Source organism: Microbacterium insulae, from assembly GCF_042677065.1.
Taxonomy (GTDB): domain Bacteria; phylum Actinomycetota; class Actinomycetes; order Actinomycetales; family Microbacteriaceae; genus Microbacterium; species Microbacterium insulae.
On sequence record NZ_JBHTII010000001.1, the window covers coordinates 2,162,900 to 2,178,104 of the forward strand.

Annotated in this window: 18 protein-coding genes and 1 riboswitch; of the genes, 11 read left to right on the forward strand and 7 right to left on the reverse strand. The window is 72.3% G+C overall.

From position 1 onward, the window contains the following. Nucleotides 1-8 precede the first annotated feature (8 nt). From ACFQ0P_RS09970 to ACFQ0P_RS09980, 3 genes are all read left to right on the forward strand, one after another. Nucleotides 9-935 carry an ROK family protein gene (locus ACFQ0P_RS09970; protein ID WP_204978542.1) on the forward strand — a complete coding sequence of 309 codons (927 nt, stop codon included), beginning with the start codon at nt 9-11 and terminating at the stop codon, nt 933-935. Next, on the forward strand, nt 928-1,707 hold the full coding sequence (locus ACFQ0P_RS09975) for a glucosamine-6-phosphate deaminase (RefSeq protein ID WP_204978543.1): 780 nt from the start codon (nt 928-930) through the stop codon (nt 1,705-1,707). Before ACFQ0P_RS09970 ends, ACFQ0P_RS09975 begins: the two co-directional genes overlap by 8 nt. 124 nt (nt 1,708-1,831) lie before the next feature. Then, a complete protein-coding gene (locus ACFQ0P_RS09980; protein WP_204978544.1) occupies nt 1,832-2,482 on the forward strand; it encodes a hypothetical protein in 651 nt (216 codons plus the stop codon). Here ACFQ0P_RS09980 and ACFQ0P_RS09985 read toward each other — a convergent pair. The 5 genes from ACFQ0P_RS09985 to ACFQ0P_RS10005 all read right to left on the reverse strand — a co-directional run bounded on the left by ACFQ0P_RS09985 (nt 2,479) and on the right by ACFQ0P_RS10005 (nt 7,577). Next, complete coding sequence (locus ACFQ0P_RS09985) at nt 2,479-2,883, reverse strand: NUDIX hydrolase (RefSeq protein ID WP_204978545.1); 405 nt, start codon at nt 2,881-2,883, stop codon at nt 2,479-2,481. The two genes, ACFQ0P_RS09980 and ACFQ0P_RS09985, sit on opposite strands and share 4 nt — an antisense overlap. Then, on the reverse strand, nt 2,880-4,271 hold the full coding sequence (locus ACFQ0P_RS09990; RefSeq protein ID WP_378772073.1) for an FAD-binding oxidoreductase: 1,392 nt from the start codon (nt 4,269-4,271) through the stop codon (nt 2,880-2,882). The genes ACFQ0P_RS09985 and ACFQ0P_RS09990 overlap by 4 nt, the downstream gene beginning before the upstream one ends. Continuing rightward, nucleotides 4,268-4,654 carry a YrdB family protein gene (locus tag ACFQ0P_RS09995; protein WP_204978547.1) on the reverse strand — a complete coding sequence of 129 codons (387 nt, stop codon included), beginning with the start codon at nt 4,652-4,654 and terminating at the stop codon, nt 4,268-4,270. The genes ACFQ0P_RS09990 and ACFQ0P_RS09995 overlap by 4 nt, the downstream gene beginning before the upstream one ends. A 293-nt stretch (nt 4,655-4,947) precedes the next feature. Further along, nucleotides 4,948-6,072 carry an N-acetylglucosamine-6-phosphate deacetylase gene (nagA, locus tag ACFQ0P_RS10000; RefSeq protein ID WP_204978548.1) on the reverse strand — a complete coding sequence of 375 codons (1,125 nt, stop codon included), beginning with the start codon at nt 6,070-6,072 and terminating at the stop codon, nt 4,948-4,950. Continuing rightward, complete coding sequence (locus tag ACFQ0P_RS10005; RefSeq protein WP_204978549.1) at nt 6,069-7,577, reverse strand: family 20 glycosylhydrolase; 1,509 nt, start codon at nt 7,575-7,577, stop codon at nt 6,069-6,071. The genes nagA and ACFQ0P_RS10005 overlap by 4 nt, the downstream gene beginning before the upstream one ends. A 96-nt stretch (nt 7,578-7,673) precedes the next feature. Next, nucleotides 7,674-7,758, forward strand: a riboswitch (ZMP/ZTP riboswitch). Between the two features lie 71 nt (nt 7,759-7,829). On the opposite strand from ACFQ0P_RS10005, the gene glyA reads away from it, so the two are divergent. From glyA to ACFQ0P_RS10025, 4 genes are all read left to right on the forward strand, one after another. After that, a complete protein-coding gene (gene glyA / locus ACFQ0P_RS10010) occupies nt 7,830-9,104 on the forward strand; it encodes a serine hydroxymethyltransferase (protein ID WP_204978550.1) in 1,275 nt (424 codons plus the stop codon). Between the two features lie 112 nt (nt 9,105-9,216). Next, nucleotides 9,217-10,092, forward strand: coding sequence for a bifunctional methylenetetrahydrofolate dehydrogenase/methenyltetrahydrofolate cyclohydrolase (locus ACFQ0P_RS10015; RefSeq protein ID WP_204978551.1), 876 nt, complete (start codon nt 9,217-9,219; stop codon nt 10,090-10,092). Between the two features lie 56 nt (nt 10,093-10,148). Beyond that, complete coding sequence (locus tag ACFQ0P_RS10020) at nt 10,149-10,919, forward strand: alpha/beta fold hydrolase (protein ID WP_204978552.1); 771 nt, start codon at nt 10,149-10,151, stop codon at nt 10,917-10,919. A 7-nt stretch (nt 10,920-10,926) separates the two neighbouring features. Beyond that, complete coding sequence (locus ACFQ0P_RS10025) at nt 10,927-11,325, forward strand: MmcQ/YjbR family DNA-binding protein (protein WP_204978553.1); 399 nt, start codon at nt 10,927-10,929, stop codon at nt 11,323-11,325. Nucleotides 11,326-11,336: 11 nt separating this feature from the next. Here the strand turns inward: ACFQ0P_RS10025 and ACFQ0P_RS10030 are convergent, their stop codons facing one another. Next, nucleotides 11,337-11,594 carry a hypothetical protein gene (locus tag ACFQ0P_RS10030; protein WP_204978554.1) on the reverse strand — a complete coding sequence of 86 codons (258 nt, stop codon included), beginning with the start codon at nt 11,592-11,594 and terminating at the stop codon, nt 11,337-11,339. 193 nt (nt 11,595-11,787) lie between these two features. Between ACFQ0P_RS10030 and ACFQ0P_RS10035 the strand changes: the two genes are divergently transcribed. From ACFQ0P_RS10035 to ACFQ0P_RS10050, 4 genes are all read left to right on the forward strand, one after another. Further along, complete coding sequence (locus tag ACFQ0P_RS10035; protein WP_204978555.1) at nt 11,788-12,018, forward strand: DUF1232 domain-containing protein; 231 nt, start codon at nt 11,788-11,790, stop codon at nt 12,016-12,018. A 59-nt stretch (nt 12,019-12,077) separates the two neighbouring features. Further along, nucleotides 12,078-12,515 (forward strand): VOC family protein, encoded by a 438-nt coding sequence (locus ACFQ0P_RS10040; RefSeq protein ID WP_204978556.1) that lies wholly within the window; start codon nt 12,078-12,080, stop codon nt 12,513-12,515. 62 nt (nt 12,516-12,577) lie between these two features. Continuing rightward, on the forward strand, nt 12,578-12,949 hold the full coding sequence (locus tag ACFQ0P_RS10045; protein WP_204978557.1) for a VOC family protein: 372 nt from the start codon (nt 12,578-12,580) through the stop codon (nt 12,947-12,949). Nucleotides 12,950-12,955: 6 nt separating this feature from the next. Next, the gene (locus tag ACFQ0P_RS10050) at nt 12,956-13,711 is read left to right on the forward strand and encodes a DUF429 domain-containing protein (protein ID WP_378772079.1); all 756 of its coding nucleotides are present in this window, start codon (nt 12,956-12,958) and stop codon (nt 13,709-13,711) included. 28 nt (nt 13,712-13,739) lie between these two features. Here ACFQ0P_RS10050 and ACFQ0P_RS10055 read toward each other — a convergent pair whose 3' ends face one another. Next, nucleotides 13,740-15,200: a cryptochrome/photolyase family protein gene (locus ACFQ0P_RS10055; RefSeq protein WP_204978558.1), complete on the reverse strand. Its 1,461-nt coding sequence runs from the start codon at nt 15,198-15,200 to the stop codon at nt 13,740-13,742. Nucleotides 15,201-15,205 lie beyond the last annotated feature (5 nt).

The window sequence follows — 15,205 nt, forward strand, 5'->3', positions numbered from 1 at the left end:
ACGGGGCGATGAAGGTCGGGCTGGACGTCGGTGGGACCAAGACCGACGCGGTCGCGGTCGACGCCTCCGGAACGATCGTCGGCCGCGTCCGCCTGGCCACGGGCTGGGGAGCGGATGCCGTGATCGGCACCGTCCTCACTGCCGTGCGCGCGCTCGGCGCGGAGCCGGGTGTCGCCGATGACGTGATCCGCTCGGTCGGCATCGGCATCCCGGGCCAGATCGAACCGGGCACGGGGCGCGTCGTCCACGCGGTGAACCTCGGCGTCGACGAACTGGACCTGGTCGCGGCGACGGCGCCGACGCTCGGCGTGCCGGTCGGTGTCGAGAACGACGTGAAGGCGGCGGCGCTCGGCGCATTCGCCCTGCACGGCGGCTCCGGCTCGATGGCGTACCTCAACCTGGGCACCGGCGTCGCGGCCGGCATCGTGAGCGAGGGCAGCCTCTGGCGCGGCGCGCGGGGGACGGCCGGCGAGGTCGGTCACATCTCGATCGACCCCAACGGTCCGCTGTGCCGCTGCGGGCAGCGCGGCTGCATCGAAGCCCTCGCCGGCGGCGGCGCGATCGCCGAGCGGTGGGCGAGATCGGGCGCCCTGCCCGTCCGCGACGTGTTCGACGCGGCCGATGCGGGCGACACGCGCGCTCGCGAGCTGCGGGCGGGCCTCGCTCGCGGAGTTGCCGCGGCCGTCCGCGTCCTGGTGCTCACGGCCGACGTCGACGCGGTCGTCTTCGGCGGCGGGATCACGGCGTTGGGCGACCGCCTCATGTCGGACGTCCGCGCCGAGCTCGCTGCCAGCGCCGAGGCATCCCCGTTCATGCGCTCGCTGCATCTCGAGGAGCGTGTGGAGCTGCTGCCCGCGGGCTCGCCGGCGGCGGCGCTCGGTGCGGCGCTCATCGGCGCCGCCCGCGACGCGGAGGGGGCGCTCACGCATGGCTGAGGTCGTGATCGTGCGGGATGCCGCGGCCGGCGGCGCCCTCGTGGCCGACGAGATCGTGCGGCTCGTCCGTGCGGATCCGGAGGTCGTCCTCGGTCTCGCGACGGGCTCCACGCCCCTGCCGGTGTACGAGGCCCTCCGTCCGCGTCTTGCCGGCGTGGACGTGAGCCGCGTGCGCGGCTTCGCGCTCGACGAGTACGTGGGGCTCGACCCGTCCCACCCCGAGAGCTATCGGTCCGTCATCGCGCGGGAGGTCGTCGAGCCGCTGGGCCTGGACCCCGCGCGCATCCGCGTGCCGGACGGCACGCTCGCCGGCATCGAGCACGCGGGGGAGGACTACGAGGCCGCGATCCGCGATTCCGGCGGTGTCGCCCTGCAGATCCTCGGAATCGGGACGGACGGCCACATCGGGTTCAACGAGCCGGGGTCCTCCTTCGCCTCGCTGACGCGCGTGAAGACGCTCACCGAGCAGACGCGCGAGGACAACGCCCGCTTCTTCGACTCGATCGACGACGTCCCCCGCCACTGCATCACGCAGGGGCTCGGGACCATCCTGCGCGCTCACCACCTCGTGCTCCTGGCGTTCGGCGAGGGCAAGGCCGAAGCGGTCGCGGGCGCCGTCGAGGGTCCGCTGACGGCATCCCTGCCGGGCTCGGCGATCCAGCTGCACCCCCACGCGACCGTCATCGTGGACGAGGCCGCCGCCTCACGTCTCGCCCACGCCGACTACTACCGCTACGCCTTCGCGAACAAGCCCGCGTGGCAGGGCCTGTAGCCCTCTTTGGCGGTGCCGAGACCGGGGGTTTCGCCGACACGGGGTCGCATGCCGCCCTGCTTCGGCGAGGACCCCTGTCTCGAGGGGAAGCTCGACCGCCGGGCACGGGTCGTAGGCTGACGGCATGACGGATGCTTCGGCCAAGGACGCCCGGACGGCATGGTTCATCGGCGGCGGGCTGCTGACCGCGTGCGCGCTGTTCCCCCTCGCGACGCAGGGGCTCTTCGTTCCCGGTATCGGCTTCGTCTCGGCCGCGCTGTGGGCGGCATCCCTCTTCGTCTTCGCACTCGGGGTGCGCGGGCGGGGCAGCGTCGTCGCGCGCAGGCCGCTCGGAGTCACGGCGCTCCTCGTCGCCGCGCTCCTCCCCGTCACCGGCACGGTCGTCTGGAGCATCGTTCCGGCGCTGCCTCAGGGGTCCTGGCCGATCCCGATCGGAGACGTCATGCAGATCGCGCTGATCGCCGCCCTGGTCGTCGCCACCGTGCAGATCGCTCGCGCCGGCGTCGTCCCTGCGAAGGTGCGGTGGATGCCGCTGATCGTGCTCGTGGCGGCGACGGCTATGCAGGCCATCGTGGTCGCCGTGGCGCTCAATTCCTCTTCCGTCGGACCCGCCGCTCTGCCCCTCGTCTACACGGCCGGAGTGATCGCGGTGGCGGCCGCCCAGCTCGTGCTCGGCATCGCGGCTCTCGTCCTCGCGCCGCAGCTCGAGACCGTCACGCCGCCCGCGCCCGTGCAGGTCTATCCGCCCGCCCCGCAGGAGTCGACCGGGCGCTAGGCCCAGGCCAGCGGCAGCAGGTGATTGCGGCTCAGGGGGGCGAGCGGGGTCGTCGCCACCTCGCGGGGGCCGATCCAACGCAGCTCGGCGATCTCGCCGGCGGGGCTGCCGGTGCCGTCCGCGACGCGCAGGGCGAAGGCGTCGGCCACGACGACGTGCCCCGGCTCGTTGGCCGCGGCATCCGTGTACCGTCCCAACGGCACGAAGGACGCGGTGTCTGCGAGGATGCCCGTCTCCTCCCGCACCTCGCGCGCGACCGCCTCGACGGCGCTCTCGCCCGGGTCGGGCTTGCCTCCGGGCTGCTGGAACACCGTCGCGCCCCGTTTGCGCACGACGAGCGCGCGTCCGGACTCGTCGGTCACGACGGCGGCGCTGACGTGGACGACCGGGGCCGCGGTCACGCGCCGAAGACCTTGCCAGGGTTGAGGATGCCGCGCGGGTCGAACACGCGGGCGATGCTCCGCTGCAGCTCCCACTGGTCGTCGCCGAGCTCGTCGGCGAGCCAGCGACGCTTCAGGACGCCGACGCCGTGCTCGCCGGTGAGAGTCCCGCCCAGCCGCAGCGCGGCGCGGAAGAGGTCGTCCGCCGCCGCCCAGATATGCGCGGGCGCCTCGACCACGCCGTACGCGTCGGGCTCGGCCTGGAAGATGAAGTTCGGGTGCAGGTTCCCGTCCCCGGCGTGCGCCACCGTCGGGATGGTCATCCCGTGCTCGCGCTCCACGCGGGCGATCTCGTCGAACATCGCCGGCAGCGCGCTGCGCGGGACGGAGACGTCCTCGATGAGCGCCGTGCCGAGGGACTCCATCGCGGGATGCATCGACCGTCGGATCGCGAGCAGCCGCTCGCCCTCTTCGCGGTCGTGCGAGACGGCGACGGTGCCGCCGGCTCGCCGCAGCACCGCGCCGATCTCGTCCGCCTCGGTGACGGCCGCCGGCCCATCGGTCTGGATCGTCAGCTGAGCGGCGCCCGGGGTGGGCGGCTCGAGGGACAGTAGCGCGTGCACGGCGGCGAGGGACGCGGCATCCATCAGCTCCATGATCGACGGCTGGAGGCCGGACGCCGTCACGGCGGCGGATGCCTCGGCCGCCGTGCGCACGTCGGGGAACGTCGCCGCGATCGTGCACACCTCGCCCGGTACCAGGCGGCGCAGCTTCAGCGTCGCGCCGACCACCACCCCGAGCATCCCCTCGGAGCCGATCACGAGCGACGTGAGATCGAGGCCGGTCACGCCCTTGACCGTGCGGTGGCCCAGTCGCATCAGCCGCCCGTCTGCGAGGACGAGGTCGACGCCGAGCACCGCGTCGCGCACGACGCCGTACTTCGCGCACAGCAGCCCGCCCGCTCCCGTGGCGATGTTGCCGCCCACGGTCGAGATCGCCCGGCTGGCGGGGTCGGGCGCCCACCACAGCCCGTGCGGGGCGAGGGCGGCGTTGAGGTCGGCGTTCAGCATGCCGGGCTCGACCACGGCGAGCAGGTCGTCGGGGCGGACCTCGAGAAGGCGGTCCATCGCCCTCACCGACAGCGCGATCTCGCCTTCGCCGGCGTTGGCGCCGCCCGCCAGACCCGTGCCGGCACCGCGCGTCACGACGGGCGTGCCCGTCTCGCTCGCGATGCGGAGGGTGGACTGGACGTCCTCGACCGAGGCGGCGTGGACGACGGCGAGGGGGACGCCGGATGCCGCGTGCCCCGACTTGTCGACGCGCGCGGCGTTTCGCGACTCGGCGGTGAGGTCCACGCGCTCGCCGAGGGCGGCGCGCAGGCGCTCGATGACTGCGGCGGGCTCGGTCACGCCAGGCGTCGCCGTCCGGCGATGACCCCGACCGTGACGGCGATGACGCCGAAGATCAGGCCGGTCCACGCCTGGCCGAGGCTCCACCATGCGATCGTCGCGGCCGCGTAGACCAGCAGCTCGACCACGGCGCGCACGAACGGGTGCACGGCGACGACGGCACGCGGGGAGACGAACAGCGCCCACACCAGGATCGCAAGGAGCGGCGCGCCGATGCCGGCGACGATGTTCCACGGCAGCGGCCACGACGCGAAGCCCCAGATCGCGAGCGACACGATCGCGAACAGCTCGCACAGGAAGGCGAGGATGTCGATCGCCGACAGCGGCGCGCGGGTCCCCGGTGCGGGCTCGGCGGACGATGCGTGATCGGCGGGGGACGACATGGGTTCCAGTTTAGGCGCCCCGGGCGCGGCCGGCCGGCCGTCGTCGGCCGTCGGAACGCTCGGGCCGGCGACCCCCGCAACGAATTCGGCTGCTTCGCGTAAGAGAATGACGGCTCGCTCGTCTCATCAGTCGGAGACCCTGCCCGACGCGTCGGGGGACACGGACGGCAGGGTCGGGACGGCGTCGCCGTCCGGACGGCGGTGGCGGGACGATGCGAACTCGGGGGAGGGAGCATCGGCCCCGCCCCGCCGGTCCCGCCGCACGTGCGCCGGGGTCAGGCGGGTGAGCGGCGTCAGACCGCTTCGCCGGCGACCCAGACCCGTCGCACGCCGAGCTCGCCGTCGAGCAGCACTGCATCCGCGATCGCGCCGACATCCAGTCGCCCCAGCTCCGGGCGGCCGATCGCGCGCGCGGGGACCCTCGTGAGGGCCGCGACGGCGAGGCCGAGGTCGACACCCGCGCCCACGACTCGGCGCAGCGCCGCGTCCTGGGTGAGGGTCGAGCCCGCGATCGTGCCGTCGTCGAGCCGCGCCACGCCGTCCGACACGGTGACCTCGAGGCCGCCCAGGCGGTAGTGCCCGTCGTCCGAGCCCGCGGCGGCCATCGCGTCGGTGACGAGCGCGATCCGATCCGGCGCGGCGGTGAACGCGGTCGCGACGACCTCCAGGTCGATGTGCACGCCGTCGGCGATGAGCTCGAGCGTCACGCGGGGATCCCGCAGCGCGGCGACGACGGGTCCCGGCGCGCGGTGGTGGATGCCGCGCATCGCGTTGAAGGCGTGGGTGAGCACGCTCGCCCCGGCGTCGAAGGCGCGGCGTGCCGCGTCGGCATCGGCGTCGGTGTGTCCGACCGCGACGACGACACCCTCTCCCGTGAGCCGTCGCACCGCGTCGAGGGCCCCGGGGAGCTCCGGCGCGAGCGTGACCTGGCGGATCGTGCCGCGGCCGGCCTCGAGCAGTCGGGCCACGGATGCCGCGTCCGGCGCCCGCAGGAGGCTCGCGGTGTGCGCGCCCTTGTGACCGGGGTCGAGGAAGGGGCCTTCGAGGTGCGATCCGAGGACGGTGTCGTCCTGCTCGGCGACCTCGGCGACCATCGCGGCGCGCTCGGCGAGCTCGTCGAGGGTGGCCGTCACGAGCGAGACGACGGCGCGCGTGGTGCCGTGGGCGCGGTGCAGCGCGCGTGCCTCGCGGATGGCGCCCGGACCGTCGTCGTAGGACGCCCCTCCGCCGCCGTGCCCGTGGATGTCGACGAAGCCCGGGGTGAGGCATCCCCCTTCTCCGTCGACGATCGCGGATGCGTCGGGGTGCGAGCCGCCCTGGCCGCGTGCGCCGACCCGCCCGTCCTCGAAGAGGATCCACGCGTCGTCGGTCACGTGCCCGTCGTCGACGAGCCGGACCGAGTGGACGAGCGTGCTCATTCCACGGTCCACGGGATCTCGTCCGCGGGGTGGAATCGGATCCCGAGCCGTGTCCACAGGGGTCCGAGTGCGCCGACCCGCTCGCGGAACGACTCCCACGTGCGCAGGGCGCTCCCGCCGGTCGCCGGCGACCACGCAGCTTCGGCTGCGGCCGCGAGCCGCGGGAAGGCCATCGTGTCGAGCTCGTCCGCGGTGCGGATGGTCTCGGTCCACATCGGGGCTTCGACGCCGAGGATGTCGGACTCGTCGATGCCGTCCACGACCCCCGAGGGCTCCCACTCGTACGCGCGGCGGACGCTCGTCGGGCCGTTCGCCCACACCAGCCCGAGCTCCGGCCCCGAGGGGTACTTCATGTCGAGGTAGATCGCGTCGGCCGGCGACAGGATGAGCTGCCCCCCGTTGCGGACGAACGCGCGGGCCTTGTCGTCCATGCCCTCGGTCGGGCGGACGAAGCCCCAGTACTGACCGATCGTGGAGTCGGCGAGCCCGGCGGCGCTCCCCGCCTCGTGCCACGCGATCGGGATCTTCCCGAGGTCGGCGATGATCTCGCTCGCGCGCGCCACGAAGAGCGCGAAGTCCTCGTCCGGCGTGCCGAGTGCTTCGTCGCCGCCGAGGTGCAGGTAGGGCCCCGGGGTCATCCCGGCGAGTTCGCCGAAGACGTCGGCGACGAAGTCGTAGGTCGCCTCGTCGTGGATGCGCAGCGACGAGAACCCCACGGCCATGCCGTCGTACGGCATGCCGTTCCGAGGGAGCTCGCCGCCGTACTCGTTCGCGATCTCGCGGATGTGATCGCTGAGGACGGGCTCCTCCACGAGCTCGGGGTACGCCAGGCCGACCGCATGGGTGTGGCCGGGCATGTCGATCTCGGGCACCACGATCATGTGCCGCGCGGCGGCGTGCTCCACGATCGCGCGATAGTCGTCCTTGGTGAAGTGACCGCCCTCATCCCCGCCGACGGCGGTCCCCGACGCGCGCCGCGTGAGCTCGGGGCGCGAGTGCAGCTCGATGCGCCAGCCCTGGTCGTCGCTGAGGTGCAGGTGCAGGACGTTCAGCTTCAGCCCTGCGGCGCGGTCGATGTACCCCTTGACGGTGTCGACGGAGTGGAAGTGGCGCGCGACATCCAGCATCGCTCCGCGATAGCGGAAGCGCGGCGCGTCCTCGATCTCGACCGCGGGCACGATCCACCCCTCGTCCGACGGGCGGATCAGCTGCCCGAGCGTCTGGACCCCGTAGAACAGGCCGGCGGCGTCGGCGCCGGTGACGACGACGGATGCCTCGTCCGCCGTCAGGCGGTAGGACTCCGGCGCGCCGCCCCGCTCCACGACGAGCCGGACCGCCGGTGCGGCGCCGGCCGCGGGCTGCAGCCCCGTGCGGGCGGCGACGAGCGCGGTGAGGGCGGCCACGGCATCCGGGTCTCCGCCGAAGACGGTGGCCGCGCTCAGTCGGAACGGCGACCCGCCGGTCGGCGCGAGCGAAGCGGGGGCGGGGACGACGGCGGCGAACACGGTGGCTCCTGGATGTAAAGAGTCCTAACAAAAGGCTTGCCGGCCAGCCTAGCAGCGGGTCATCCGCGCGGGCCAGGGACGGGGCATCCGTTATGCTCGGGATGTCGCGACTGGCGTTGAGGTGGGCCACCACCGGGGAGCGACCCACACAGTGATTCGACCGCACGCCTGGGTCGAGGGCACGCTATGCAGGGGAAACCCGGTTGTTGAGTAGCGCGCTCTGCGCGCGTATCGAAACACAAGGAGATCGTCATGACCGATCAGTACTTCAACGCCCCGCTCGCCGAGGTCGACCCCGAGATCGCCCAGGTGCTCGAGCGCGAGCTCGATCGCCAGCGCGGATATCTCGAGATGATTGCGTCCGAGAACTTCGTGCCCGTCTCGGTGCTGCAGTCGCAGGGCTCGGTGCTCACGAATAAGTACGCCGAGGGCTACCCGGGCCGCCGCTACTACGGGGGCTGCGAAGAGGTCGACGTCGCCGAGGAACTCGCGATCGCCCGCGCGAAGGAGCTGTTCGGCGCCGAGTTCGCCAACGTCCAGCCCCACTCCGGCGCGACCGCCAACGCCGCCGTGCTCCACGCCATCGCGCGCCCTGGAGACACGCTCCTCGGTCTGTCGCTCGACCAGGGCGGCCACCTCACGCACGGCATGAAGATCAACTTCTCCGGCCGCCTCTACGACATCGTCGCGTACGGAGTCGACCCCGAGACATCCACCATCGACATGGACGAGGTGCGCCGCCTCGCGATCGAGCACCAGCCGAAGGTGATCATCGCCGGCTGGTCGGCCTATCCGCGTCAGCTCGACTTCGCGGCGTTCCGCGCGATCGCCGACGAGGTGGGAGCCCTCCTCTGGGTCGACATGGCGCACTTCGCCGGACTCGTCGCGGCCGGCCTGCACCCGTCGCCCGTGCCCCACGCGCACGTGGTCTCGTCGACGGTGCACAAGACGATCGGCGGCCCCCGCTCGGGCTTCATCCTCACCAATGACGCCGACATCGCCAAGAAGATCAACTCGGCCGTGTTCCCGGGCCAGCAGGGCGGACCTCTCATGCACGTGATCGCGGCCAAGGCCACCGCGTTCAAGCTCGCGGGGACCCCCGAGTTCCGGGAGCGCCAGGAGCGCGTCCTGCGCGGCGCGCACATCATCGCCGAGCGACTGTCGCAGCAGGACGTCGCGGATGCCGGCATCACCGTCCGCTCGGGCGGCACCGACGTGCACCTCGTGCTGGTCGACCTCCGCAACGCCGAGATCGACGGCAAGCAGGCCGAGGACCTTCTTCACGACATCCACATCACGGTCAACCGCAACGCGGTCCCCAACGACCCGCGTCCCCCGATGGTCACCTCGGGTCTGCGCATCGGCACGCCCGCGCTCGCGACGCGCGGTTTCGGCGATGCCGAGTTCACCGAGGTCGCCGACGTCATCGCACTCGCGCTCCTCCCCGGCGCCGACGTCGAGGCGCTCCGCGCCCGTGTCGCGGCACTCACCGCCGCGTTCCCGCTCTACCCCGGTCTGCAGCAGTAACGCCGATCGGTCAGATCCTTCGCGAGACGGTGGACCTCGTCGACACGGGCGACGACGTCCCCTGTCTCGCCACGGATCCCCTGTCTCGACGCACACGCGAGAGGAGCCGCACATGACGGCACAGAAGCTGGACGGCAAGGCCGCGGCGGCCGAGATCAAGGCCGAACTGGCGGTGCGGGTCGCCGCCCTCAAGGAGCGCGGCATCACGCCGGGCATCGCGACGGTGCTCGTCGGCGCCGACCCCGCCTCGCAGCTCTACGTGGGCATGAAGCACCGCGAGTCCGAGTCGATCGGGATGAACTCGATCCAGCGCGAACTCCCCGCCGACGCCACGCAGGCCGAGGTCGAGGCGTTGATCGACGAGCTCAACGCCGATCCGGCGTGCCACGGGTACATCGTGCAGCTTCCGCTTCCGAAGCACCTCGACACCGATGCGATCCTCGAGCGCATCGACCCCGCGAAGGACGCCGACGGCCTGCACCCGACCAATCTCGGCCGTCTGGTGCTCAACGTGAACTCGCCGATCACGACGCCGCTGCCGTGCACTCCGCGCGGCGTGATTGAGCTGCTCATCCGCAACGGCTACGACCTCGCCGGCAAGCACGTCGTGGTGGTCGGGCGCGGGGTCACGATCGGCCGCTCCATCGGACTGCTGCTCACGCGCCGCGAGTACAACGCGACGGTCACCCTGACCCACACGGGCACCGCCGATCTCGCGCACCATCTGCGCGACGCGGACGTGATCGTAGCGGCCGCGGGGGTGAAGCACATCGTGCGGGCCGAGGACGTCAAGCCGGGCGCCGCGGTGCTCGACGTCGGCGTCACGCGCGAGGTCGACCCGGAGACGGGGAAGTCCAAAGTGCACGGGGATGTCGCGCCCGACGTCGCAGAGGTCGCGGGCTGGCTCTCTCCGAATCCGGGTGGCGTGGGACCGATGACGGTGGCACTGCTCATGACCAACGTCGTGGAGGCCGCCGAGCGCGGCTGAGTCGGGCCGCCGCGTGCGGGGTTCCGGGTGTCGGAACCGCGTGGTTCACTCTCGGCATGGAGATGACGACGTCCGCCGACGGAACGACGATCGCGTTCGAGCGCACGGGAAACGGGCCCGCGGTGGTGATCGTGGGCGGGGCGTTCTCGGTCGCCGCCGACGGCCGACCCCTGGCGGAGGCCCTCGTCGACGCGGGATTCACCGCGGTGACCGTCGACCGGCGCGCGCGGGGATCGAGCGGCGACCGGCGGGGTTCCACCCCGGCCGACGAGGTGGCAGATCTCGCCGCCGTCGTCGACGCCGTGGGCGGGGAGGCGATCGCGCTCGGGCACTCGTCGGGTGCGGTGCTTGCGCTGTACGCCGCGTCGGAGGGCGTGCCGTTCCGGGCGCTCTTCCTGTCCGAGCCGCCGTTCCGCTTCGGCGTCGACGAACCCGACCCGCGGCTGGGAGACCGCCTTCAGGCCATGGTCGACGCCGGTGAGCGCGGTGAGGCCGTCGTGACGTTCCAGCTCGAGGGGGTGGAGCTCCCGCCGGCGATGGTGGAGCAGATCCGGCAGAGCGAGCAGTTCGACGCACTCGTCGCGCTCGCGCAGTCGACCGTGTACGACGCGACGCTCGCGAGGCTGTTCTCGACGCCGACCGACGAGATGCGCGCCGTGGCACCGGTGACGATCCTCCGCGGGGAGCAGACCTTTCCGGTGCTCGTGACCGCGGCGGACCGCCTCGCCGAGGCGATGCCCCACGCCGAGCTCGTGATCGTGCCGGAGTCCGTGATGCATCGCCCCGATCCCGCCGCGACCGCGCGCGTGGTGCGCGAGCGCGTCTGAACAGCCGATGGCCACCCTCGACGACGTCCGTCGCACGACGGCGCGGCTGCCCGGGAGCGAGGAGCGCGCGACGACCGGTGGGGCGGCCTGGTTCGTCCGGAACAAGCTCTACGCCTGGGAGTGCCATCCGTGGCCGAGCATTCCGGATGAGGTCCGCGCGATCGTCGCCAGCGAGCTCGTTGTGGCCGTCAAGGTCGCCGACCGCGAGGATGCGCTGGCGCTGCGGGAGATGGAGCCCGAGGTGTTCTTGCCGGCGACGACCGCGTGGAGCGAGCCGAAGGTCGCGTTCCGGATGGCCGGCATCGACCGGGAGCACCTTGCCGAGCTCGTCGCGGAGGCGTGGCGCACACAGGCGCCGAAGTATCTGCGTCGGGAGTTCGACGCCGCCGGCCCGGCCGTGCCGTGAGCGAGGTCCGGTCAGGCGCGCCCCGTGCCCTCGTCGGTGCCGTGCGGCATGGGCAGCGCGCCGTCCGCGGGGGGCAGCGCGGCTTCGTCCTGGTCGCCGTGCGGCATCGGCAGAGCTCCGTCGACCGGCGGTTCGTCGGTGCCCTCGTGCGGCATCGGCAGGGCGCCGTCGACCGGCGGGGTGCCCTCCTCCGCGCCATGGGGCATCGGCATCGCGCCGTGCTCCTCGTCGGCGGCTTCGTGGAGCGGGTTCTCGTGAGTGTCCGACATGGCGGTCCCTTCGTCCGTGGCTCCAGCGTGGCGCGGCCAGAGCTCAAACGCAGGGGTCTTGACAGGCGGCTGATCCTCACCGCAGAGCGCACCTGATCATCGCGTGGCAGATTGCTCGGCGAATGCCGGGTGTTCGATCACGGGTCGGTCTCGACGACCTGTCGCGCGCACGGGACGTCGCAGAATTGACGGCATGTGGTGGACGTTCTTCCAGGCTCTCCGGCGCGGCGAGCATCGCATCGCCGCGTCGACGTGGATCGCCGCGGTGGCGGCGGTCGCGTATCTCGTGTCGCCCGTCGACCTGATCCCCGAACTCGTGCTCGGGCCCCTCGGGCTGGGCGACGACCTCGGCGTGTGGGGCATCCTCGCGGTACTCGTCGCACGTGAGCACCGCCGCTGGCAGGACGGCCTCGCGGCGGGCTGAGCGCGGTTCCGCTCCACGCAGCCCTCCCCGGACACCACCTGGCGGGCTAGCGTCGACCCATGGGCATCAGACTCGAGAACGTCGGCATCGCCGTGCGCGACATCGACGCGACCATCGCGTTCTTCACCGACCTCGGCCTGGAGGTGGTCGGCCGACAGGAGATCAGCGGCGAGTGGGCCGACACGGCGGTCGGGCTCGACGGAAATCACGCGAGGATCGCCGTGCTGCAGACGCCCGACGGGCAGGGTCAGCTCGAACTGTTCGAGTACCTTCACCCCGACGCGATCGAGACCGCGCCGACACTCCCGAACGAGATCGGCATGCACCGCGTCGCGTTCTCGGTCGACGACATCGACGCGGCGCTCGAGATCGCGGCGCGGCACGGCTGTCATCCGCTCCGCGGCGTCGCCGACTACCAGGGGGTGTACAAACTCACCTACGTGCGCGGTCCGAGCGGCATCATCGTGATGCTGGCCGAGGATCTCACCAAGGGGTGATCAGCACGATCCCGGCGCGGTTGCGGACGCCGGATGTCCGCGGTGGAGCCTACTGTGAGCCCATGGACTGGAAGATCGAGCTCATCTTCGTGCCGGTGTCCGACGTCGACCGCGCGAAGGACTTCTACACCCGCATCGGCTTCCACGCCGATCACGACTCCGTGCCGTACGAGGGTCTCCGCTTCGTGCAGCTGACCCCGCCCGGGTCGGCGTGCTCGATCGCGATCGGGACCGGCCTGGGCAGCAAGATCGAGCCCGGCGGTCTCGACAACATCCAGGTCGTCGTCGCGGACGCCGATGCGGCGCTCGCCCAGCTCCGCGATGCCGGGGTCGAGGCCGAAGGCGTCGACGAGCAGAACTGGGGGCGCTTCGTGACGTTCAGCGATCCCGACGGCAACGGGTGGACGCTGCAGCAGCTTCCCGACCGCGGCTGATCGGCGTTGGTCACCGCGATCACGATGCGCACCGGCGGGGTGGACCTCGCCGCGGAGAACACCCGCACGGCGCTCGCGATCATCTCGTGGGACGATCACGGCGCCCACCTCGAGCGGCTGGATGTCGGCGTCTCCGACGCCGACATCGTCGCTGCGGCCGAACAGGTCGACAAGCTCGGGATCGACTGCGCCTTCGGGTGGCCCGACGACTTCGTGGCCTTCGTGCGCGATCACGCCGACCTGCGGCACGCCTCGCCCCCCGACGGCGGAATCGAGTGGCGGCGGCGATTGGCGTACCGCGAAACCGATCGCGTGGTGCGCTCGCGGACGGGGAGGTGGCCGCTCAGCGTCGCGACCGATCGGCTCGGTCTCACGGCGATGCGGTGCGCCGCCCTCCTCGAGCGCCTGTCCGGGGCCGGGATCGTCGTCGACCGATCGGGGGAGACGGGCGCCGTCGCCGAGGTGTATCCGGGGGCGAGCGCGCGCGCCTGGCGAGTCCACGTGAAGGGATATCGAGTGGATGTCGGGGCCCGCCGAGCGGTCGTCGACGCCGTGCAGCGCGCAGCGCCCTGGCTGTCGCTGGGCGATCAGTTGCCTCGCCTGATCGCGTCGCCCGATGCGCTGGATGCCGTGCTCGCGGCGCTCGCCGCGCGAGCGGCGGCGCTCGGACGCTCGGAGCGGCCGGACGCCGATCAGATCGAGCGCGCGCGAAGGGAGGGGTGGATCGTCCTGCCGACGGGAGACTTGGCGGAGCTGCGGTGACGCGCCCGAGCCCAGCCCGTCGTCGCGCTCAGCGTCCGTCGGCTCGTTCGTCTCTCCGCCGGCGCATCTGGGCGAGGGGCAGCGAGAGCCGCGGGTTGCCCTCGAGCACAGGCTCGTTGATCTCGAGGAAGCGCCAGTAGGCGGAGGTGAACTCGGAGTCGCGGGCGGCCTGCGCCGACGGCCACCACGACCCCATCTTCTGCAGGTACGCGCCGCCCGACACGTAGGGTTTCGTGCCGACGAGGCCGCCGTCGGCGTACTGACTCATGCCCATGACGTTCGGCACCATCACCCACTCGTACGCGTCCACGAAGAGCGCGAGGAACCAGCGGTAGACCGCGCGGGGCGAATACCCCTCGAGCAGGAACCAGTTGCCGAGCACCATGAGCCGCTCGATGTGGTGCGCGTACCCCCAGCGGTGCACCCGCTCGAGCACGGTGCGGACCGGGATCGGCAGGTCGGCGGGGACGCCGCGGCCGGTGTACCACCACTCCTCCAGCGGCCGCGAGAGATTCAGCGCGTTCGCGTGCTCGAGCTCGGGGTGCACGCGGTACATGCCGCGCATGTACTCGCGCCACCCGATCACCTGCCGGACGAAGCCCTCGAGCGAGGCCGTCGGGATGTCGTGCGCGCCCGTGACCGCCGAGAGCACCTCGTCGACGGTGAGCAGCCCGATGTTGAGCATCGGCGTGAGCACGCTGTGGAAGAGGAACGGCTCGTCCGCGTCCATGGCGTCCTCGTAGGGCCCGAAGCGCTCGAGGCGCTCGGCGACGAACCGCTCGAGGTGTCTGCGTGCGTCCTGCGGGGTGACCGGGAGCCAGAACTCCCCGGGATCGCCCGGCAGGTCGGGCAGAAGTCGTGCGACGTCGGCGATCGTCGCGGACGTGATCTCGTCGCGCACCGGCTCCTCGAGCGGAGGGATGTCGAGGCCGCCGCGCGGGAGCGGCTTCCGGTTGTCGGCGTCGAAGTTCCATCGTCCGCCGGCGGGCTTGGTGCCGTCCATGAGGATGCCGGTGCGCCGGCGCTGCCAGCGGTAGAAATCCTCCATCGGGGTGCGGGGATGCTCGGCGAACCACGCGTCGGCGTCGGCGGCGGACGTGAGGAAGAGCGCGTCGTCATAGCGCCGCGTCCGCATGCCTCGCGCGCCGCAGAGCCGGAGCATCCGGTCGTCGACACCGCGGTCGGTCGCGCTCATCCAGGCGAGCCGCTCGATGCCGTGCTCGTCGAGGAGGCGCTCGAGCCCGGCGGCGAAGCCGAGCCCCTCGTCGAGGGCCACGCGGTGCACCGTGCGGCCCTCGGCTTCGAGTCGCGCCGCCGTGTGCCGCATCGCCGAGAGCAGCAGGACGGCCTTGTGCGCGTGCGATCGCATCGCCGCGAAGCGGGCCGCGGACTCCACGAACAGGAACACATCGATATCGGGGTCGGCGTAGGCCGGGTGCTCGTCGAACTGCTGGGTCGCGAGGATCAGTGCCGCCGTCGTGCCCGCCATCAGGC

Excerpts from the sequence above, each read along its gene's own strand:
- ACFQ0P_RS09970 (WP_204978542.1), top strand. The coding sequence starts at position 9 with ATGAAGGTCGGGCTGGACGTCGGTGGGACCAAGACCGACGCGGTCGCG.
- ACFQ0P_RS09975 (WP_204978543.1), top strand. The coding sequence starts at position 928 with ATGGCTGAGGTCGTGATCGTGCGGGATGCCGCGGCCGGCGGCGCCCTC.
- ACFQ0P_RS09980 (WP_204978544.1), top strand. The coding sequence starts at position 1,832 with ATGACGGATGCTTCGGCCAAGGACGCCCGGACGGCATGGTTCATCGGC.
- ACFQ0P_RS09995 (WP_204978547.1), bottom strand. The coding sequence starts at position 4,654 with ATGTCGTCCCCCGCCGATCACGCATCGTCCGCCGAGCCCGCACCGGGG.
- nagA (WP_204978548.1), bottom strand. The coding sequence starts at position 6,072 with ATGAGCACGCTCGTCCACTCGGTCCGGCTCGTCGACGACGGGCACGTG.
- glyA (WP_204978550.1), top strand. The coding sequence starts at position 7,830 with ATGACCGATCAGTACTTCAACGCCCCGCTCGCCGAGGTCGACCCCGAG.
- ACFQ0P_RS10015 (WP_204978551.1), top strand. The coding sequence starts at position 9,217 with ATGACGGCACAGAAGCTGGACGGCAAGGCCGCGGCGGCCGAGATCAAG.
- ACFQ0P_RS10020 (WP_204978552.1), top strand. The coding sequence starts at position 10,149 with ATGGAGATGACGACGTCCGCCGACGGAACGACGATCGCGTTCGAGCGC.
- ACFQ0P_RS10025 (WP_204978553.1), top strand. The coding sequence starts at position 10,927 with ATGGCCACCCTCGACGACGTCCGTCGCACGACGGCGCGGCTGCCCGGG.
- ACFQ0P_RS10030 (WP_204978554.1), bottom strand. The coding sequence starts at position 11,594 with ATGTCGGACACTCACGAGAACCCGCTCCACGAAGCCGCCGACGAGGAG.
- ACFQ0P_RS10035 (WP_204978555.1), top strand. The coding sequence starts at position 11,788 with ATGTGGTGGACGTTCTTCCAGGCTCTCCGGCGCGGCGAGCATCGCATC.
- ACFQ0P_RS10040 (WP_204978556.1), top strand. The coding sequence starts at position 12,078 with ATGGGCATCAGACTCGAGAACGTCGGCATCGCCGTGCGCGACATCGAC.
- ACFQ0P_RS10045 (WP_204978557.1), top strand. The coding sequence starts at position 12,578 with ATGGACTGGAAGATCGAGCTCATCTTCGTGCCGGTGTCCGACGTCGAC.
- ACFQ0P_RS10055 (WP_204978558.1), bottom strand. The coding sequence starts at position 15,200 with ATGGCGGGCACGACGGCGGCACTGATCCTCGCGACCCAGCAGTTCGAC.